Here is a 19,642-nt window from a genome sequence, read left to right on the forward strand (position 1 = left end):
CGTGCCCCACCGACCCCCAGCGTTTCCGCAGCAAACCATGACAATGTGCACGATGACGACCCGCCGCGTCCCTCACTCACCGAACGGCACCTCATGACCAACCAGACATTCCTACCCTCCCCGACGGTCAGCGCCTTTCACCTGGGCCCACTGACCATCCACTTCTACGCCCTGTGCATCATCGCCGGCATTGGGGTAGCCATTTGGCTCGGATCCAGGCGCTGGATCGCCCGGGGTGGGCGCCCCGGACAGGTCATGGACGTCTGCCTCTGGGCCGTTCCCGGCGGCATCATCGGCGGCCGGCTCTACCACGTCATCACCGATCCCGAACTGTATTTCCTGCCCGGACGCAACCCGTGGAACGCGTTCGCTATCTGGGATGGTGGCCTGGGCATCTGGGGAGCCATCGCCCTGGGATGTGTGGGCGCCTGGATAGGCTGTCGCCGGGCCGGGGTGTCCCTGATCGCCTTCCTGGACGCCGTCGCCCCCGGCGTCATCTTCGCCCAAGCTCTCGGGCGGTGGGGAAACTGGTTCAACAACGAACTCTACGGCGATCCGACTACACTGCCCTGGAAACTCCAAATCCACCAAATGGACCAAGGCGCCGGAACCGCCGCCACGGACGCCTCAGGCCACGCGATCATCCTCGGCTACTACCAGCCGACATTCCTTTACGAATCCCTCTGGTGCCTGGTCGTCGGGCTCGCCCTGCTCGCCCTGGACCGGCGCTACAAGCTCGGTGCCGGGGCCGTCTTCGCCTGCTATGCCGCCGGATACACGGCCGGCAGGTTCGTCTTCGAACTCATGCGCTCCGACTACGCGAACCTGATCTTCGGCCTTCGGGTCAACACCTGGGTCGCCGGACTGATCTGCCTGGCCGCAGCAACAGCATTCATGCTCCTGCGCACACGCCCACGCTCCACCGCTTTCCTTCCAACCGCAGGCCCCACAGGCGCCCCGAAGACGCAACACTCCCGAACTGACACCGGAGTGTAGGCGCGCGCCACGCACCTGTGGCTTTCCACCGACCCCTTTATATTCGGCCACCAACAACCACCCGTGATGGCGCCCAACGAACATCCCCCCGCCGGCACGATCCTGAAAGGCCCACCACCTGATGAAAGCGACCAAGAGCCCAGTCTTCGATATGGCAAGTGCCCTGGGCAGGCTGCTGCGCCTGATCGTCGTCAGCATCGCCTGCGGGGCCCTTGTTGCGGGCCTCTTCGCCCCTGCCACGGCCGTGGCAGCCACGGTGGCCGATGACTCCATCTCCATGTTCAACCACCTCCCGGGAACCCTCGACATTGACCCACCCGCCCAGACCACAAAAGTTCTCGCCAGCGACGGGTCCGTGATCGCGAGGTTCTATGCCGAGGACCGACACGATGTAACCCTGGCCAACATGTCCCCGTACATCAAGAACGGCATCGTCGCGATCGAGGACGCCAGGTTCTACCAGCACGGCGGCATTGACCCCACCGGCATCCTGCGCGCCATTGTGGCCACGGTCCAGGGCGGGCGCGAGGGCGCGTCCACCATCACCCAGCAGTATGTGAACAACATCATCATCCAAAACCTGGTCTCCAAAGGACAGTCAAACCAGGTCAAGCTCGGGGCCCAGAAAACCGTAGGCGACAAGCTCAAGGAAATGCGCCTAGCCATCGCCATGGAGAAGAAGTACTCCAAGGACCAAATCCTCCAGGGCTACCTGAACATCATCTACTTCGGCAACGGCGCCTACGGCATCCAGGCGGCCGCAAAGCTGTACTTCAACACGACCGCGAAGAACCTGACACTGCCCCAGGCCGCCGCGCTGGCTGGCGTGGTCAACAGCCCCACCGTCTACGACCCGGTGGCGCACCCGGACAACGTGGTGACCCGGCGCAACCAGGTGCTGGCAAAGATGGTTGCGCAAAAAAAGATCACACAAAAGCAGTATGCCGCCGCTGTAAAGGCCGCATTGACCCTGCACGTGAACAAGCCGACCCAGGGCTGCATCGCGGCGGCCATGGCACCCTACTTCTGCGACTACGTCCAGCAGCTGGTGCTCAACAACTCCGCCTACGGGGCCACACCGGACGACCGGGCCAAGTTCCTCTACCAGGGCGGGCTGACCATCAAGACCACCCTGGACCCGAAGCTGCAGCAGGTCGCCCAGGACCGGGTCAACAACACGATGAGCCCCACCGACCCGCTGCAGCGCGGCGCCGACGTCGTCAGCGTCCAGCCGGGCACCGGCAAGGTCCTGACCATGGCCCAGAACACCGTGTACAACCCGGCCACGAAGCCGGGCAACTACATGGGCAACTTCTCCCTTCCGCTCAAGGACGCCAACGGCCTGCCCCTGCACGGCTCCGGCGGCTTCCAGATCGGCTCCACCTTCAAGCCCTTTGTCTTCGCCGAATGGCTCAGGACCGGGCACTCGATGATGACCAAGATCAACGGCGCCGTCCGCGACTACCCGCCGGGCTACCCATGGAAGAACTCCTGCGGGACCACGACGGGCTTCTATGACCCCGCCAGCGGCACCACGCTCTTGCCCAACGACGACCCGAACCACTACTACCCGATGACCGCCTACCTGGGCCTGGCCATCTCCATCAACACCATCACGTTCCAGACCGCCACCCAGCTGGACTTCTGCAACATCCAAAAAATGGCGACGGCCGCCGGCTTGAAGGAAGGCAGCACCAACAAGCCCTACAACCTCTCCCACATTTCCAACTTGATCGGCTCGGACAATGTGGCGCCAATTGACCTTGCCACGGCCTACGCCACCTTTGCCGCGGGTGGGGTCCGGTGCGAGCCGATCGCCCTGACCTCAGTAACGGACTCCACGGGCAAGAGCTATCCGGTGCCCTCTGCGAACTGCCAGCGGACCATGTCCAAGGAAGTTGCTGCAGGTGTGACCTACGCACTGCAGTACATGCTGGTGCACGGTTCCGGCTACGCCATTCCGCTCAACGACAAGGCCACGGCATTCGCCAAAACGGGCACGACTGACGGCAACGTCGAAACCTGGACCGTGGGTGCGAACTCAGGTATCGCCACGGCAGCCTGGTTCGGCAGCTACCAGGGCAACGGGCCGCAATGGGTGAACCAGGACATCACCATCAACGGTGTCTACTACCCGGGCATCGACGGCAACCAGCTGGCCGGCTCGAACTGGGCCGCGGTCATGAACGCTGCAGCAGGCAACCCGGCCTATCAGGTCAACCCGCTGACCGCGCCGCCGGCGAGCATGCTGAGCCAGACTGCACCGTTGATCGCGGGAACCAACAATCCCCTGGCCGGCAGCCGCGTGCCCATGCAGCAGCAGCCCCCCACGAGCGGCACCCAACACCAGGCACAGGCCCCCACGACAAAACCCGGCAAGGGCAAGTCCAAGAAGCACTAATCAAGAAGTCGGACCCACGCGCCCAGCCCGGTGCAGGCAGCTCAACCGGGCGCAGCATGGGAGCCACTGCGCCCCCTGCGGTGATGTCCAGGCGCCCTCTGACGATGCCGTGCGGGTTGCCGGCGTCGTCGTTACCATGGGGGGGTGGAATGAATGGCGCCAGGTCTGGACGGGCCTGCGGTCCCTTGACAGGACGACGGAGAATCCGCCCCCGGTGGACCTGCCGGGGCCCGGGGACGAGATTGGCAGGCTGTCCCAATGGTTCGATCCCAGGATTCCTTGCCGAGTCCACCGCCGCCACCAAAGCCACAGAAAGCAGTCATCATGAGCGAGTCAGCAGGAATGACACGGTTTACCGGTTCCCCCGTCATCGCCGGCGTCATCCCGGGACAAGACCCGGCGGTGTGGATGAGGGCCTTGGAACTCGCTGAGAGCCTCTCTGCCCCGCTCATCGCAGCATTCGTGGATCCAGCCAGCTACCTCATCGAATGGGTCCCTGGCAACAAGGTTCTGCCGATCTCCCTGGATCCAGTCCTTGATCCGGACGATGACACCGCCATCGCGGCGGCCCGACTCAAAGAATCCCTCGGCGCCGTAGCCGCCGACTACGACACGACATGGGCCATGCGGATCATCGGCGGCGACCCCGCCCTGGCCTTGGGACGCCTGGCCCAGGCCACCGGCGCGTCCACCATCGTCATCGGCGCCCGGCGCCCAGGAATCATGGCCAAAGTCGACGAACTCGCTTCCGGATCCCTCATGCACCGACTGCTCACCACCCAGCCCGTCCCCGTACTGGGCATCCCCTCCCCCGAAATGAAACACCACTTCCACTCCCACGGGTGAACGAGGACGGCTTCTACACATCATGACATCTGCCAGAAAACCAGCCAACAACAGGAACATCAAGAAGAACTCAAGAGTTGAGGCGAACTCTTGCGATCGTCAGCTTCTCGAACCCGCGACCAAGCAAACGATCACAACTCGCTTTGCACACCAGACGTCCAACTGTTCGCAGCCGGGTCACGAAAATGCTCCCCATCAAGGCCGACCGGAACGACAAAACGGAGGCCGAAACGCAGCAAATCCCCCGAGAACTCCTTGATATTCATGATTGGCTCCCCAGCAAAAGCCCACCAACCAAAATCAGAATTGACCGCCACACTTGGAAGATTGCTGCACGGAACGAATCGGCGTCCTGGACGACAAGGTGTGTTGGCATACGACGGCCTGCCCTCGATAACCAGCGGCATGCCATCCACTGTGCCGATGAACCTGCAAACGGCCACCAAACAGCAGCTCGGGCGCTGTGCTGCAGGTCATCGTCACGTTTTACTCACGTTTTTCAACGAAACCCAACCGCACATCATGGCATGTCAAAGGGGCCCTGTCGTCCCGCACTCCCCCGAAAACCAGCGGCCTTTGGCATCAATCGAAGGCTGTTGGCATGAGGTTCCTGGGTTTCTCTTGGCCGCCGGTTCGAGTCCGGCCCGGGGCACAATGTGGTCCTGACCTGCGGTTGTATACCGCAAGCTAGGACCTTTTGGGACCAACTCCCCTAATTACTCGCCCGATTCGTCAAAAAATTCCGGCGATTCCGCTACCCTTTTTCAGCAGGGAGAGCTCTCCCTTTAGCGCCACGGCAATCACTTTTACGTAATCCGACATGGTTTACGGGCCGCTCAAGCGGTCAAAGGGGGGCACTTGGGCCGGCTCCTTAATTCCTGGCCATCGAGCTTCGGCGCAACTCACTTGCGAACGATGTCTGACTTCGCTGCAGGCAAGGTGTTCATGGCCATATTCCAGTATGTGTCGTATCACGCGCTGTCTCATTCAACAGGATCCCGAGAACGTTCATGATCGGATTCCGGCTGCTTGAATTCACGTTCGGAGGCATGGCGCCATACGAAGGGGCTGAACCACGTTGCCGCGTCGAAACGAGTGCGTAGCCGATCAGCTTCGGCACGAGCTGCTCAAGCGTGTCTCGTAACTAACGGTGGATACACAGGGGTTGTCCTCGTCAGGATAACCTCCGCCTTCTCTTGGTCCGCGAATCGCGAGCTGCGGTTAGCGACCGATGTACGCGTCGCCGGTGATGTGCTCGCCCCAGGCGGTGGTCTTGGCGGGGCCCTCGCCGTTTTGGAGCATGGCGAGGTATTCCATGAAGCAGCCGGGGGCGGCGGCGTGCCAGTCCTCTTCGCCGGGCGGAGTGTACAGCGTCTGGCCGGGGTGGACTTCGATGATCTTTCCGTCCCGGGTGCCGAAGCGCCCAACACCTTGGGTGAGACGCAGATACTGACCGTACTGGTGCGAGTGCCAGGCCGTGCGTCCTCCGGGTGCGAAACGGACGGTCGCAACGACCATCGTCTGATCGTTCTCGTGGGGAAGAGCGATCGGGTCAAGCCACACGTCACCGGCAAAGTGGGCCGGCGGTTTCTTTGTGGTCGGAACCGTGGGTTCGATGTTCATCATTGCCTCCTTATTTCTTGTCCGCGAAGACTTGCATGGCGACGCCCATTGCGGACATGCCCCTGGGCCAGCCGGCGTAGAGCGTGACGTGGGTGATGGCTTCGGTGAGCTCCTCCTGGGTCAGTCCATTGTCGAAGGCCCGGGCAAGGTGGGAGCCCAATTGTTCAGTGTTTCCTCCGGCAGTGAGTACGGCGAGCTTCGGGGCGAAGTCGCCGAACATCTTTTGGCCGCCGCCGACCTGCTTGGGCTGGTCTGCCATGTCAATCCTTCTTTCGGTTGCGAAGCTGTGGTTGCCTGGAGGTGTCAGTCGTATGTCTCGACGCCGGTGAGGCGTTGTTCTTCGATGTCGAGGCTGGTTTGGATTCGCCGTGCGGCGGTGTCATCGACGGTTCCGGCGAGGCGCAGGGCGAGGAGTACTTCACGCTTTGTGTCGAGCAGGGCGTGGCGGAGCGTCTGTTCTTCCTGGTGTGACTGTGTGGTTCCGTCCGGGCCAGAGCCGCGGTACAGGGCTTGTATCGCTGAATGATGGGTTCGGTATTCGTCCGCGACGCGGTCCTGGACCTCCGGTGTGATTCCGAGTCGGTCCGCGAGGTCGTCAATGGCTTGGACGGCTGCGGAGGAGATCGCAAGTTCTGCCAGGTGCAGTTCTTCTTCCTCGGGCTCATCGGGCAGCCGGGCCCAGCGGACGACCGCAGGCAGCAGAGGTCCCTGCACGAGCATGGTCAGCACGATCACCCCGGCGCTGATGAAGATGATGTCGCCGTGTCCGGGGAGAGGGCTGCCGTCGTTCAGTATTGATGGCACGGACAGGGCGATGGCCAGGGACACTGCTCCGCGGAAGCCCGCGATGGAGCTGACGACGCGGGCGCGGTAGGTCATTCTGCGCTTGCGTTGGGAGGGGCTCCGGTCCAGGAGCCGGATGAGGGCGATGCTCAGGGTTTGGAAGATGAACCGGATCACGATGAGCGCGACCCACACGGCAACTGTTGACACCAGAAGCCGGCCCACGTTCCGGAGCTCAATCGCGTGGACAGCGGCCTGGACTTGAAGTCCGATGAGGACGAACAGGGCTCCGTTGAGCAGGTAGGATCCCAAGGGCCATGCGGACTCCATCTGGCGGCGGGATGCTGCTGTGCTGATCCGGCTGGATATGAAGGAGATGATCAGCCCGGCCACCACAACGGCCAGCACGCCCGAGGCTCCTACGGCTTCAGCGAGCAGGAAAGCAGCGAAGGGGGTGATCAGCAGTGCAATGTTGGTGATGAGCGGGTCACGTACCCTGGACAGGAACAGATAGGCCGCCCCGGCGACCAGCACGCCGGCTGCCGCCCCTCCGGCGTAGGAGAGGACGAACAACCCGGCAATATCGACCAGGGTGTAGTTGCCGCCCAGTGTCAGGCCCACGGCGATGGCGTACAGTACCAGGGCGGTGCCGTCATTTGTCAGGCTTTCGGCCTTGAGCAGCATGAAGTTCCGGCTCGGAAGCATCCGCCCGAGAGCAGCGACGGCGGTCGCGTCGGGAGGCGCGAGGGCCGCCCCGAGGATAAGAGCCGCGTTCCACGGCAGGCCGAGAAGGTGTGCCACTCCCGCGACTACGAGGGCGGAGGCGACTACCAGCAGCGTGCTGAGCAACACGATGCCACGCAGGTCCCGCCGGATGGACCGGAGTGAGGTGGTCAGGCTTTCCCAGAACAGCATGACGGGGAGGAAGATCAACAGCACCGTCTCCGGTGGCAGCTGGATGTGCCGCAGCTGCGGAACGAAGCCAAGGAGAAGGCCGAAAACCAGCAGCAGCAAAGGGGCGGCAACGCGGAGCCGCGGAGCCAATACGGCACCGGCAAGCACCGTCACACCCAGGAGCACAACGGTCTCCAAGCCCTCCATCAGGTCCTCCTCATTTTCTTGTGATCCGATGCGGCGCAGTGTCTTCGTTCTGATGGGGAGTTACCAGGTTGATGCGACCGTTCGTGTGACGATCCATTCCTCGCCTCGTGGCTCAAACCAGGAGCGGAGCGTCAACCGCCACGTGGCCCTGGATCCCCAAATCGTGGCGTCGGTGAGTGTCCGTGCAGTCAGCCCGGGTGCGGTCCCCTCCGGGCTTGAGTGTGCCTCGGCTGTCTCCAGCCGGTGGTACCGCATTTCGCCGGTTTCGATGGCGTCGAGCCATTCAGCCTTGGACTGCACATAACCGGTCATGTGGGTCAGCGTGAACTCCTCGGCAAGGAGGCTGTCCAGTTCCGCGATGTCACCGGCCACCATCGCCTGGCACATGGTTTCGAAAAGTGAACCGATGGAGTCGTCGCTCACGACTGGTTCCGCCGGCGTGCCCGGGCGGTAAGTTCATGCGCCCCGTAGCTGTTGTCCTCCGGATTGACGGTGACGCCCGGGGCGACCAGATCATCGATCCTGTCCAGCAGATCGACGGTGAGTTTCGTGTCCGCGGCCGGAAGGTAGGACTCCAGGTGTTCCATGGTGCGGGGCCCGACAATGGCGGAGGTGACGCCAGGGTGGTTGATCGCGAACGAGATGGCCAGTTCGATCAGTGTCAGCCCGGTCTCTTCGGCCAGAAGAGCCAGGTCCTCCACGATGTCCAGCTTGCGCTGGTTGGCGGGGCGGGTCATATCGAAGCGGGCATTCGGCCGGGCGCTTGAGGTGGGTGCGGACGCGGAGTCCTTTCGCCACCGACCCGAGAGCCATCCCCCGCTAAGCGGGCTGTAGGTGAGGGTGCCCATGCCGTGGCGCTGCACCGTGGGCAGGACGTCCTCCTCGATGCCGCGGACCAGAATCGAATAGGGCGGCTGTTCGGTAACGAACCGTTCCAGATGCCGCTCCCGGGACGCCCACTGGGCTTCGACGATCTGGGATCCGGAGTAGGACGAGGACCCGATGTACCGGACCTTGCCCTGACGGACCAGGTCGGTGAGCGCGCCAAGGGTTTCCTCCACGTCCGTGTCCGGGCTGGGCCGGTGCACCTGGTACAGGTCGATGTAATCGGTCTTCAGCCGGCGCAGGGAGTTCTCCACCTCACGGATGATCCACCGGCGGGAGCCGCCACGCTCGTTGGGGTCATCCTGGTTCATGGGCATGACGAACTTGGTGGCGAGGAAAACGTCATCACGCCTGCCTTCCAGCGCCTGCCCGACGATATCCTCGGACACCCCGCCGGAGTAGACGTCGGCGGTGTCGACGAAATTGATCCCTGCATCAAGGGCGCGGTGGATGATGCGTATGCTGTCAGCGCGGTCCGCGTTACCCCAAGGGCCGAACATCATCGCACCCAGGCACAACGGGCTGACTTTGACTCCGGTGCGGCCAAGCGAGCGGTATTCCATGCTGCTTCCTTCTCTCTGGTCTGGTTCTGTCGTGCTTAGGCTTCGGGAATGGACACATCGAACCACTGGTCGCGGGAGGCGTCCGGGTCGGGGCCGTTGCGGACTCCGGTGTGCAGCGCGTCGATGGCCGCCAGCTCGTCCAAAGACAAGTCGAAGTCGAAGACGTCGAAGTTCTCCACGATCCGTGCCGGGTTGGTCGATTTGGGGATGGCTGAGCGGCCTTGCTGCAGGTGCCAGCGCAGCATGGCCTGCGCGGGCGTCTTGCCATGCGCTTCAGCGATCGCGGCGATGGCCGGGTCTTGCATGACGTTCTTCCTTTCCTCGCCCCAGCCGGGGTAGAAGGTGATGCCGCCGATCGGCGACCAGGCCTGCGTGAGGATGCCGTGTTCGGCGTCGGCCGCCCGGACATCCGGCTGGGTGAAGTAAGGGTGCAGCTCCACCTGGTTCACCGCCGGGATGACGTCGGTTGCTGCGAGCAGCTGCGCCAGGTGGTGCGGCATGAAGTTGCTGACGCCGATCGCGCGGACGCGCCCGTCGGCGAGCAGGGTCTCCAGCGCCTGGTACGCGGCGATGGTTTTCTCGAAGCGGCCCGGCACCGGCTGGTGCAGGATCAGCAGATCCAGGTAGTCGACGCGGAGCTTGCTGACCGCCTTCTCCCAGGCGTGCAGCGTTTTGTCGTAACCGTAGTCGCTGACCCAGACCTTGGTTTCGATGAACACGTCAGACCGGTCGAGCCCGGACCTGCGGATGCCGTCGCCCGCCTCTCGTTCGTTGCCGTAGGCGGCGGCGGTGTCGATGTGCAGGTAACCGGCAGCCAGGGCGGCTTCGACCGCGGCCGTTGTTTCTTCGGGCGGGCTTTGGAAGACGCCGAGCCCGAGGGCCGGCATGGTGGTGCCGTTGTTGAGTGTGATGTCCATGAGGTTTTGGTCCTTTGGTTAGGGGCGGACGAGCACTTTGAGTGCGTCGCGGTCGGCCATGGCTTGGTAGCCGGCCGGGACATCGTCCAGGCCGATGGTGCGATCGAAGACCCTGCCGGGTTCGATGGTGCCGTCGAGCACGAGCGGCAGGAGTTCCTCGATGTAGGCCCTGGCGGGTGCGACGCCGCCGGTGAGCGTGATGTTGCGCATGAAGTCGGCGAATCCGAGCGGAACTTCGGCGAACTGCGGGGCTCCGACGCGGCTGATGACCCCTCCATCGCGGACGACGCCGATCGCCATCTCGAGTGCGGGCTTGAGGCCCACGGCTTCGAGTACGGCATGGGTGCCGTCACCGTTGGTGAGTTCCCGGACCTTGGCGATGCCTTCCTCGCCGCGCTCGGCCACCACGTCGGTGGCGCCGAATTCACGGCCGAGGTCGGTACGGGCCTGGTGGCGGCCCATGAGGATGATGCGGGAAGCACCCATGAGCCTGGCGGAGAGGATGGCGCAGAGGCCCACTGCGCCGTCACCGATCACGGTAACGCCCTGGCCGGGCTGGATGCCGGCCTTCCTGGCTGCGTGGTATCCGGTGGACATGACATCGGAGAGGCTCAGCAGGGACGGGATCAGGTTCTCGTCGAACCCGGCGGGTACTGAGACGAGGGTTCCTGAGGCCTGCGGGACCCGCGCGTATTCGCCTTGGCCGCCGTCGTCGTGGCCGCCCCAGTGGGCACCGTGGCGGCAGGAGGTCTGCAGTCCTTCCTTGCAGAAATCGCAGGTGCCGTCGGAGGCGACGAACGGCGCGATGACGAAGTCGCCGATCGACAGTCCTGTCACCGCGGAGCCGAGTTCTTCGACGACGCCGACGAACTCGTGCCCCATCCGGGCTCCTTCGGAGGTTTCGGGTTTGGCGCCGTAGGGCCAGAGGTCGCTGCCGCAGATGCAGCCGGCGACGATGCGCACGATAGCGTCGGTGGGTTCCTGGATGGTGGGATGGGGAACGGTTTCGACGCGCACGTCTCCTGCGCCGTACATCAGTGTTGCTCGCATGGTGGGTTTCCTTACTGTGTTGTCGGTTCCAGTGAACACCGGGCACGGACCACTTGGGAGTGCCTGTCAGTACCCCCATGAAGGCAGGTGTGTTGGTTCAGCGGTCGGTTTCGATGAGGGTCGGGGCTGGCCAATCAGCGGTGCCCCGACGAGGTCGAGGGCGCCTAGGGCTTGGTTGATCCGGTGCAGGTCAGATGCGGTGAGTTCGAGTTCGGCCGCGGGCAGGTTGTCGTCCAGGTGGGCCAGGCGGGTGCCGCCGGGGATCGGAACGACCCACGGTTTCTGGGCCAGGAGCCAGGCCAGCTCCAGTTGCGCCGGGGAGGTGCTTTTTTCGGCTCCGAAGTCCTCGAGGAAGTCGACGACGGCGAAGTTCGCCTGAAGTGCCTCCGACGTAAAGCGCGGGAAGTCCGCGCGGAGATCATCAGGGTTGTCGAACCTCATGTCCCGGGTGATGCCGCCGGTGAGGAATCCCTGGCCGAGCGGACCCCAGGCGACCAGCCCGATCCGCACCCCTTGGCAGGCCCCGGGCTTCTTGGTTTCCGGTTCCCGCATCCACAGTGAGTAATGGCCCTGGATGACGGCGACCGGTTGGACGGCATGTGCGCGGCAGATGCTTGTCTCGCTCGCCTCGGACAGGCCAAAGTGGCGCACCTTGCCATCAGCGATGAGCTCCTTGACGGTGCCGGCGACGTCCTCCATCGGGACGTCCGGATGGACCCGGTGCTGGTACAGCACGTCGATGTGATCGGTGCGCAGCCGGCGCAGCGACGCCTCCACCACCTTCCGAAGGTGTCCCGGGCGGCTGCTAAGTCCAACTGTTTCCCCATTGGCGTTGATGTCAAACCCGAACTTGGTGGCCACCAGGACGCCGTCGCGGATGGGCTGCAGCGCTTCGCCGACCAGCCCTTCGTTAGTGTAGGGGCCGTAGCCTTCGGCGGTGTCGAACAAGGTGACGCCGCGTTCGACGGCAGACCGGACCACCGCAAGGGCCTCGGACCGGTCGGTAGCGGGGCCAAGACCAAGGCTCAACCCCATGCAACCGAGGCCGATGTCTCAAGGCCGTCGCCGAGCTTGCGTGTTTTCTTTGCAATTTCCTTTCTGGTGCTGAACGCGTGGATTCGGGAGTGAAGGAGGCAGAGAAAGTGGATGCGTGTAGTTGTCCGGGCCCCCGGGGACCGGGTCTCATTCAGATCAGCGGGCCGGCCCAGCCTCCGGCACGGGCGCGGCCGTCCATGTTTTCCCGACTCGCCGGACCGCAAGATCTGCGGGCAGGATGAGGGCCGCTGTGGTGACCAGGGCCAGGAAAAGGAGGACGCTGCCTGTGGTGAGTGCGGTGCTGACCTGGGCGGCCAGGTGCGCCGTCTCGGGGCCTCCGCTGGGAACGGTGGCTGCGGCCGCGACCGCTATGCCGAGCCCCAGGCAGGTACCAACCTGGTGGAAGGTGTTCACCAGTCCCGAAGCCGCGCCGGCATCAGGCGCAGGGGCACCAATAATTCCAAATGAGGTCAGGGGCGCGAAGGCAAACCCCTGGCCGGCGCCAATGAGGACCATCGGCAGGGCAACGCCCGCCCAGTAGCTGGAGTCGACACCGGCGCGGCTGAGCCAGAACATCCCTGCGAGGGTGACCAGGATCCCGGCCAGCAGGGCAACCGAGCCCGACATCCGCCTGGCCAGCGGCGGAATGCTCATCGCGACGGCGAAGTTCACGGCGGTCATGGGCAGGAATCCGAGGCCGGCCTGCAGCGGGTCGAAGCCAAGGACTTCCTGCATGAATTGGGTGGTGAAGAAGAAGAACCCGATCATCGCACCGAGGTAGAGGAAGCGTGCCACATACGCGCCAGTGCGACGGCGGCTCGCGAACAGCCGCAATGGCATGATCGGCTGCGCCGCCCTGCGTTCGATCAGCACAAACACGACCAGGAATACGACGCCGGCGCCCACGGCCGTAACGGTGACCAACGAGGTCCAGCCCACTGCCGCAGAGTCAATGATCCCAAATACCAGTGCACCCACGCCGAGGGTCGCAGCCAGCGCCCCGCCCACGTCGAAGCGTCCGGTCACCCGACCGGTTTCCGGAAGAAACCTGGGGGCCAGGGCGATCATCGCCACGCCGATCGGCACGTTGACGAAGAACCCGGCCCGCCACGAAATCCAATGGGCGAGCGCGCCGCCGATCACCAGCCCGAGGCTGGCACCGATCCCGGCAGTCGCACCGTAGAGGGACACGGCCCGGGTGCGCTCACGGCCTTCCGGGAAGCTTGCCGTCAGCAACGACAGCGACGCGGGCGCAACGACCGCAGCCCCGATACCCTGCACGGCACGACCGGCGATCGCCCACCAGCCCGCCGGGGCCAGGCCGATCAACAGTGACGCGATGGAGAACACCACCAGCCCGAACACGAACACACGCCGCCGGCCCAGCAGGTCACCAGCCCTCGCGCCGAGGAGCAGCAGCCCGCCGAACACCAAGGTGTAGGCGTCCTGGACCCAGGAAAGCCCACTGGTGCCCAGCCGCAGCTCGGCTTGGAGGCTGGGCAGCGCGGTGAAGATCACCGAGTTGTCCAGCAGGATCATGAAGTAGCTGGCGAGGATGATCGCCAGGATCGCTCCCGGATGCGGGGCGGTGGTGGGTGCCGGTTTCATGTTCTCCATGCAACCGTGCATTCTTAGGGTCCGGGAGTCACTGACGTTCCGGGTAATGACAGTCCCTCCCTCCGCACGCGACGGCGGCGTAGCGTGGCTACCATGACACACAGCGACGACGTACGGAAGTTCCTCAGCTCCCGCCGTGCAAGGATCACGCCCGAGGAAGCCGGGCTTCCGGCCTATGGCGGCAACCGCCGCGTCACCGGACTGCGCCGCGAGGAAGTTGCCATGCTCGCCGGCATGAGCATCGACTACTACATCCGCCTTGAACGCGGAAACCTCTCCGGCGCCTCCGACAGCGTCCTCGAAGCCCTCGGACGCGCCTTGAAACTTGACGACGCCGAAACGGCCCACCTTTTCGACCTGGCCCGCGCCGCGACCGCTTCTCCCAGGGTCCGGCGCAAGCGTAGCCCGCTCACAGTCCGCCCGAGCGTGCAACGCGTCGTCGATGCCATCGCGACGGCGCCGGCCTGGGTACGCAATGACCGCGGGGATGTCCTCGCCGCCAACGAGCTGGGCCGGGCACTATACCTGGACATGATGAAAGAAGGTGCCGCTACGCCGAACAGCGCGCGGTTCACCTTCCTGGACCCGAAAGCACGCGAATTCTTCATCGACTGGGAGCGGGCCGCTGACGACGTCGTCGCTGTCCTGCGGTCCGCCGCCGGGAAAAACCCCTACGACAAAGACCTCACCGACCTGGTCGGTGAACTCTCGACCCGCAGCGAAGAGTTCCGCACCCGATGGGCCCGCCACGATGTGAAATACCACCGCACCGGCCGCAAACGCCTGCATCACCCGATCGTCGGTGACCTGGACCTGAGCTACGAGGCCATGGAACTTCCCGCCGACCCGGGACTGCGCATCAACGTCTACACGGCCGACCCCAGCACACCCTCAGAAGACGCACTGAAACTCCTCGCCAGCTGGGCGGCCACACAGCGCGAAACAACAGAAGCCACTGTCAAGGGGAAACGATGACAAACCACCCGTCAACGGTATTGATTGCCGGTGCCACCGGCAGCATCGGCCGATATGCCGCAGCCGAAGCGATACGGCAGGGCTACACCGTGCGGGCCCTCGTCCGCGACAAGGCCCGCGCCGCCAAAATCCTCCCCGACGGCGTCGAACTCGTCGTCGGCGACCTGACCCTTCCCAAAACCCTTGCCGCGGTTGTCCAGGAGGTGGACGCAATTGTCTTCACCCACGGTTCCACCACCAGTGAACGCGACGTGCGGGATAACGACTACGCCGGCGTCGCCAACGTCCTCAAGGCCCTGCGTGGCCGGCGGGTCCGGATCGCCCTCATGACAGCCATCGGCACTACGCGACCGGGAGTCGCCTACGCTACCTGGAAGCTCCGAAGCGAGCGGCTCGTCCGGGCCAGCGGCAACCCCTACTCGATCGTGCGCCCGGGGTGGTTCGACTACAACCAACCCGATCAGCGGAAGATCATCATGCTCCAGGGCGACAAACGACAGGCTGGCTCACCCGCTGACGGCGTCATCGCCCGGGACCAGATCGCCCGCGTCCTCATCGACAGCCTGCGCATCGACGCCGCCGACCACAAAACCCTCGAACTCATCGCGGACCACGGACCGGAACAAGACGACCTCACCGCAGTCTTCGACTCCTTGACAGCAGACCCGGAAGGACCACTCGACGCCGCCGAAGACAACGTCAACCTCTCCGTCACCAATGAACCAGAAACGTTCCGACAGGACCTCGCCACCATCTCCGCAGGAAACAATAAAAGGGAACCGTAGCCCCTGGCCCTCTTCAGAAGTGAAGACCGGGCCCCGCATGCCCGAAACCGTCCAGGACGGTCCGCGATGCGCAAGGCCTGGCCGCCCCCACTCGGTCCGCAGACGATACACCTCACCGGCGTCCGGCTCCTCCCTCAACAGGCTCAGTGTCTCGAAACCATTGTGTCCCGAAACGCGGGCCCATCAACGACTCTCGGCAAAGGTGGAAAGCGCGTTGGCGGGAATGACCATGGCCCGCCATGGCACCGTGGTTGGCCGATTTGCACCGAAATCCATCCAGGTCGCCGAACCAAGGCACGTGACTGGCACGATATCCGGGCAGGGAAATTGGATTACCCGGCCATGCGCCTACCGGCTGCGCTCAACAGCTTGCGTGCCCCTGGCTCCAGCGACGAATGCGACCACCGGGCAGCCCATCAGCTCCGGTCGATCTGGGGCCATCCGGTTCAAGTATTGAACCGGATGATTTCCTGCCCCGTAATAACAGCTGACGGGGTCCTGCAATCCGGACACTGCCAATGTCGCTCCTCGACACACGTTGACAATGACCAAGGAAAGCGCGAGAACCACTGTTCCAGGGAAGGGCAGAGATGAAATCTCCCAAAGGTGCGCTGGACATCGTGCTTCGGCTGCTGGTTGCCGGAGCCTTGGCTATCGACGCAACCGTGCACCTGCAGCTGGCCGCCTATTACCAACTGGCCGTTCCGGCAGGCATCGGGCAAGGCACCCTGTTCCGTATTGAGGCCACGATTGCGATCCTCGTCGGGCTGTACGTCCTCGTACGCGGCAGCCGACCGGCTTATGCTGCGGCTGTGATCGTCGCCGGTGGCGGAGTCTTCCTTGTCCTCTTGTACCGGTACGTAAATGTCCCTGCGTTCGGTCCGGTTCCGGCCATGTATGAGCCCGTCTGGTATTTTCAAAAATCCCTCAGCGCAATTGCCGAAGCGGCAGGCGCCGTCCTGGCACTCCTCGGCTTGTTGAAGCCGCGCCCCCACGGCGGCCACGGTTAATCAAGCAGCTATTGCCTGCTGGTCCATGGTGCGTAAAGCTTCAGGCGGAGGACATCGATCCGGAGGCCCCATTGCCCGTCTGGCGGCATCCTCAGCTTTTGGCGCAGGATCCATCGGCACTGCGTGCCGGGCTTTCACGGGGGCAAGGAACCTGGTCATTGATGATTGGCGCAATGCCCGGCGCCGGCATTGCTTCGGCACGGACCAGTTGCCGGAGGTTCCCTCCGCCGGGCATACCGATCGGGTTGTGGATGCCGGTCTGGTCGGGGACGTGCTGGAGGCTCCCAGCACAGAACATCGCGAGGTGATCCAGCTGTCCTATTACGCCGGCGCGGAAACCGCCGCGATTGCGATGGCGCTGGATCTCCTGGCGGGAACAGTGAAGTCCCGGCTGCACTGTGGGGAGCCGGTGATGGACGCTTCAGGCGATTCGGTCCTGTAGCTTGCGGCCTGTGGGTCCGGCTCCCTGTCCACTGCTGAGCGCCGCGACTACGAGGAACACCTTGCGCACTGTTCGGCCTGCCGCCGCCAGGTGGCCGGGCCAACCGGGATGCCGGGCATGTTGGGGCCCGCCACCGCGGCTGCCGCGGTTGTCCTGGCCGGTACGACGGCGGCCGTCCGGAACCCTGGCCAGCCTTTCCCGGGGGTACATAAATTAGCCCGCCCACCTCCCAGGCTTCCGCTTCCCTGGACGCCAGCGAGCCAGTGAACCAAAAATATGGGCCGGTGATGGGATCCACTGCCGGGGTGAATGCGATGATGGCCAGCCGGAATTCCGGTCCCGGCAGCGGGCTGACGCCGTCAGCAACCACAAGCACCCCAGCACATTCCATGGTTCTGCTGAACATCCGAGACTGCAGGGAGCCACGCTGTCAGGCGCAGTTCCCTGTAGCCGGCATGTGGTGCACTCCTGTGTCAGTAACCGCCGCCACCCTGCGCCGGCGCCGTCGAGGTCGCGGCCGGTGCAGAGGTGATCTTGGCCCCGTTGGTGCCAACCACCCACCAAATGCCCCCATAGCCCTGGCCGGTGGTGTCCCCTGGCTTTTGGTCAGCCGCGTAGGTGTACAGCGGCAGCCCGTTCAAGGTGACCTGCTTCGCCCCATCCACACCGGTAATGGTTCCCACCTTTCCGGTGACGCCCATGATGGTGGGAGCGGCCGACGTCGTGCTGACCGCCGGCCACAGGCTGGCGCAGGGTCCGGTGCAGGCGCTGGAGGTTTCCCCCGCCTTGTCGGGACCGTAGAAATAGACGGTCATTCCCGCACCGTTGACCAGGATGGTGCCCAAGTCCGTGCTGGCCGTGTGCAGGCCGCCGTTGGCGGAAGTGGATGACATGGAGCTCGACGAGCCCACTGGGGCGGAATTAGTTCCTGGTGCGGCGGTACTGCCGCAAGCTGTCAAGGCAGCCAGGGCCACCGCGCTGAGGGCAACCCCAACTCTGACGTGAAGTTTCATGGCCGGTTCTCCGTTCGCCTTAGTGGAACCCAGACGGCTCCATGATCAACACACGACGTAGCCGCCCGCGCAGTTCAACCAGGGTTCAGATACATTTCGGATCACCCCTTCAGCCGAAGCAGGTGATCCCGGAACCCCCGCACCGGCCAGGACCCCTGCCGGCCACCAGGGTGTCATGCGGCGCCGGCGCAGGCGCCAGCTCGGAAGCTGGTTCAAGGTGGAGCATCCTTCGCTTTGAACCATCCCTCCGCCATCCAATACACCTCCCGCTGGTGGTGGTACCGGTGCAGCTGCCGAACTACGGGATCGTCCTGTCGGGCACGGCCCGGAGCCAGCCATCTGTGGTCTCACCCTTGATCGTCGCCTCGCCGACTTCCAAATTCATCTGGACCCTTCTACCGTCTTTCCATCCGGTGGCATCTGATTCTTTAACGAACACGGGCAGGTCCCGGGCTCCCCTTGGGCTTTTAGCAAGACGGTGAACCCGCCGGCCGCCCGGTCATCCAAAGCCCGGACATGACCAGTTCGCCAGTCAGCTGCATCTGGTCCCCAACCTTAAGTCCACCCATCCTGGCCGAATTGGGTTTGTCCGGCAACTCATCGACTGTGATGCCTGTAACCACGGGTTCCGCGCGCACTGGCGCGACTGATGGCGTGCTTGCCTGGGTTGTCACAACCTGAGCCGGAGTTGGCGACGGCCAGCCCTCGGCCTTGCCGCTTCGACCATCCCCGCCACCAAGCGCATTGATAATGGGCGCGGCACGATGACCAGGAGGGCGGGCAGGCCACCGCCGATCCCGATCGGCTTCCACTTGATCCCTGGCTTCGGGCGGCGGAAGATCATCTCCGACCGCACTGTCCCCTGGGTTAGAGAGACGAACTCCCAGCCCTCTTTTTCCATCTTGGCCGTCGTCCTGGCCGCCATGCCGCGAACCGTCTTGACAGCCCTCGTCGCGTACTTCACGCCACTTGTTGAAGCCATGCTGGTCCCCCTGTCATTGACTCCGGTTACACCCGCTTGACCGGCAAGGCCCGCCAAGGCACCGTATGACGATGAACTTCAACCGCCAGCGTCGCCCTGGCCAGGGAAGTCAAAGCAACTTCCCCGTCGATGCCTGCCGTCTTGCGGCCAGCATTGTGCTGCGTCACCCGTCGCACGCTATGAAGCGTGTTGGAACGGCTGCGCAACATCGGTTTTTGCAGGTTTCGGACCTTCTTCAAAACCCCAACCTACGACGCCTTGAAAATCCGTTGTCGCAACCGCCGTACGTCGTCCTCGATCGTGGCCCAGGAAATCGAGTCCCAATCGAAGTCATCGTCTTGCGGTCCGTTCACTCTGGCCATGGAAACAGCGACAGGGGTCACCGCTTCACCGTCCGGGGGACCTAACATATCCGCAAGCAACAAGGCTGCCATCTTCATCTCTCCAAAGACTCACCTGCCCCACGTCAGCAACCCTTACGGGCCCGGAAATGTCCTGTCTCAATTTAGTTGGCCATGTTGACGTGGGAAGAGGCCAGATAAATTGAGACGGATGGGGTAGGAACTGTCTCAATTTTGTTGGCCATTCCGTATGGAACGTTCCGCCTCCTTGTCCCAC

General features: G+C 63.9%; 21 protein-coding genes and 1 pseudogene. 8 read left to right on the forward strand and 14 right to left on the reverse strand.

Going from position 1 to position 19,642, the window contains the following annotated elements; translation table 11 throughout:
* The first annotated feature begins 93 nt into the window (after nt 1–93).
* From lgt to MMF96_RS09225, 3 genes are all read left to right on the forward strand, one after another.
* The gene (gene lgt, locus MMF96_RS09215; protein ID WP_256883383.1) at nt 94–996 is read left to right on the forward strand and encodes a prolipoprotein diacylglyceryl transferase; all 903 of its coding nucleotides are present in this window, start codon (nt 94–96) and stop codon (nt 994–996) included.
* 151 nt (nt 997–1,147) lie between these two features.
* Nucleotides 1,148–3,397 (forward strand): transglycosylase domain-containing protein, encoded by a 2,250-nt coding sequence (locus MMF96_RS09220; RefSeq protein WP_256883358.1) that lies wholly within the window; start codon nt 1,148–1,150, stop codon nt 3,395–3,397.
* Between the two features lie 324 nt (nt 3,398–3,721).
* Complete coding sequence (locus tag MMF96_RS09225) at nt 3,722–4,243, forward strand: universal stress protein (protein WP_256883359.1); 522 nt, start codon at nt 3,722–3,724, stop codon at nt 4,241–4,243.
* A gap of 131 nt (nt 4,244–4,374) precedes the next feature.
* On the opposite strand, the gene MMF96_RS09230 is transcribed toward MMF96_RS09225, so the two are convergent.
* The 10 genes from MMF96_RS09230 to MMF96_RS09275 form a co-directional block, all read right to left on the reverse strand.
* Complete coding sequence (locus MMF96_RS09230; protein ID WP_256883360.1) at nt 4,375–4,650, reverse strand: hypothetical protein; 276 nt, start codon at nt 4,648–4,650, stop codon at nt 4,375–4,377.
* Between the two features lie 814 nt (nt 4,651–5,464).
* On the reverse strand, nt 5,465–5,866 hold the full coding sequence (locus MMF96_RS09235) for a cupin domain-containing protein (RefSeq protein WP_256883384.1): 402 nt from the start codon (nt 5,864–5,866) through the stop codon (nt 5,465–5,467).
* A 10-nt stretch (nt 5,867–5,876) separates the two neighbouring features.
* A complete protein-coding gene (locus MMF96_RS09240; protein ID WP_256883361.1) occupies nt 5,877–6,125 on the reverse strand; it encodes a carboxymuconolactone decarboxylase family protein in 249 nt (82 codons plus the stop codon).
* 44 nt (nt 6,126–6,169) lie between these two features.
* Complete coding sequence (locus MMF96_RS09245) at nt 6,170–7,750, reverse strand: Na+/H+ antiporter (protein ID WP_256883362.1); 1,581 nt, start codon at nt 7,748–7,750, stop codon at nt 6,170–6,172.
* Between the two features lie 60 nt (nt 7,751–7,810).
* Complete coding sequence (locus MMF96_RS09250; protein WP_256883363.1) at nt 7,811–8,173, reverse strand: nuclear transport factor 2 family protein; 363 nt, start codon at nt 8,171–8,173, stop codon at nt 7,811–7,813.
* Nucleotides 8,170–9,198, reverse strand: a complete 1,029-nt coding sequence (locus MMF96_RS09255; RefSeq protein ID WP_256883364.1) for an aldo/keto reductase — start codon at nt 9,196–9,198, stop codon at nt 8,170–8,172. The genes MMF96_RS09250 and MMF96_RS09255 overlap by 4 nt, the downstream gene beginning before the upstream one ends.
* Before the next feature lie 35 nt (nt 9,199–9,233).
* Nucleotides 9,234–10,115, reverse strand: coding sequence for an aldo/keto reductase (locus MMF96_RS09260; RefSeq protein ID WP_256883365.1), 882 nt, complete (start codon nt 10,113–10,115; stop codon nt 9,234–9,236).
* A gap of 18 nt (nt 10,116–10,133) precedes the next feature.
* A complete protein-coding gene (locus MMF96_RS09265; RefSeq protein WP_176616093.1) occupies nt 10,134–11,165 on the reverse strand; it encodes a zinc-dependent alcohol dehydrogenase family protein in 1,032 nt (343 codons plus the stop codon).
* A 66-nt stretch (nt 11,166–11,231) separates the two neighbouring features.
* Complete coding sequence (locus tag MMF96_RS09270) at nt 11,232–12,200, reverse strand: aldo/keto reductase (protein ID WP_256883366.1); 969 nt, start codon at nt 12,198–12,200, stop codon at nt 11,232–11,234.
* 156 nt (nt 12,201–12,356) lie between these two features.
* On the reverse strand, nt 12,357–13,817 hold the full coding sequence (locus tag MMF96_RS09275) for an MFS transporter (protein WP_256883367.1): 1,461 nt from the start codon (nt 13,815–13,817) through the stop codon (nt 12,357–12,359).
* 72 nt (nt 13,818–13,889) lie between these two features.
* Between MMF96_RS09275 and MMF96_RS09280 the strand changes: the two are divergent.
* The 5 genes and pseudogenes from MMF96_RS09280 to MMF96_RS19880 form a co-directional block, all read left to right on the forward strand.
* Nucleotides 13,890–14,792 (forward strand): annotated as a pseudogene (locus MMF96_RS09280) (helix-turn-helix transcriptional regulator); the annotation flags it as partial.
* Entirely contained in the window at nt 14,789–15,577 is a 789-nt protein-coding gene (locus MMF96_RS09285) for an SDR family oxidoreductase (RefSeq protein ID WP_256883368.1), read from the forward strand. The pseudogene MMF96_RS09280 and the gene MMF96_RS09285, both read left to right, overlap by 4 nt.
* A gap of 590 nt (nt 15,578–16,167) precedes the next feature.
* Complete coding sequence (locus MMF96_RS09290; protein ID WP_256883369.1) at nt 16,168–16,587, forward strand: hypothetical protein; 420 nt, start codon at nt 16,168–16,170, stop codon at nt 16,585–16,587.
* A gap of 247 nt (nt 16,588–16,834) precedes the next feature.
* The gene (locus MMF96_RS09295) at nt 16,835–17,029 is read left to right on the forward strand and encodes a hypothetical protein (protein ID WP_256883370.1); all 195 of its coding nucleotides are present in this window, start codon (nt 16,835–16,837) and stop codon (nt 17,027–17,029) included.
* Between the two features lie 24 nt (nt 17,030–17,053).
* Nucleotides 17,054–17,296, forward strand: a complete 243-nt coding sequence (locus MMF96_RS19880) for a zf-HC2 domain-containing protein (protein ID WP_375141417.1) — start codon at nt 17,054–17,056, stop codon at nt 17,294–17,296.
* A 206-nt stretch (nt 17,297–17,502) separates the two neighbouring features.
* On the opposite strand, the gene MMF96_RS09300 is transcribed toward MMF96_RS19880, so the two are convergent.
* The 4 genes from MMF96_RS09300 to MMF96_RS09315 all read right to left on the reverse strand — a co-directional run bounded on the left by MMF96_RS09300 (nt 17,503) and on the right by MMF96_RS09315 (nt 19,464).
* Nucleotides 17,503–17,922, reverse strand: a complete 420-nt coding sequence (locus tag MMF96_RS09300; RefSeq protein WP_256127759.1) for a hypothetical protein — start codon at nt 17,920–17,922, stop codon at nt 17,503–17,505.
* A gap of 790 nt (nt 17,923–18,712) precedes the next feature.
* A complete protein-coding gene (locus tag MMF96_RS09305; RefSeq protein ID WP_256883371.1) occupies nt 18,713–19,024 on the reverse strand; it encodes a hypothetical protein in 312 nt (103 codons plus the stop codon).
* A 26-nt stretch (nt 19,025–19,050) separates the two neighbouring features.
* Nucleotides 19,051–19,263, reverse strand: coding sequence for a reverse transcriptase N-terminal domain-containing protein (locus MMF96_RS09310; RefSeq protein WP_256883372.1), 213 nt, complete (start codon nt 19,261–19,263; stop codon nt 19,051–19,053).
* 9 nt (nt 19,264–19,272) lie between these two features.
* Nucleotides 19,273–19,464, reverse strand: a complete 192-nt coding sequence (locus MMF96_RS09315; RefSeq protein ID WP_256883373.1) for a hypothetical protein — start codon at nt 19,462–19,464, stop codon at nt 19,273–19,275.
* Nucleotides 19,465–19,642 lie beyond the last annotated feature (178 nt).

It is taken from the genome of Arthrobacter sp. STN4 (assembly GCF_024539665.1).
Taxonomy (GTDB): Bacteria; Actinomycetota; Actinomycetes; order Actinomycetales; family Micrococcaceae; genus Specibacter.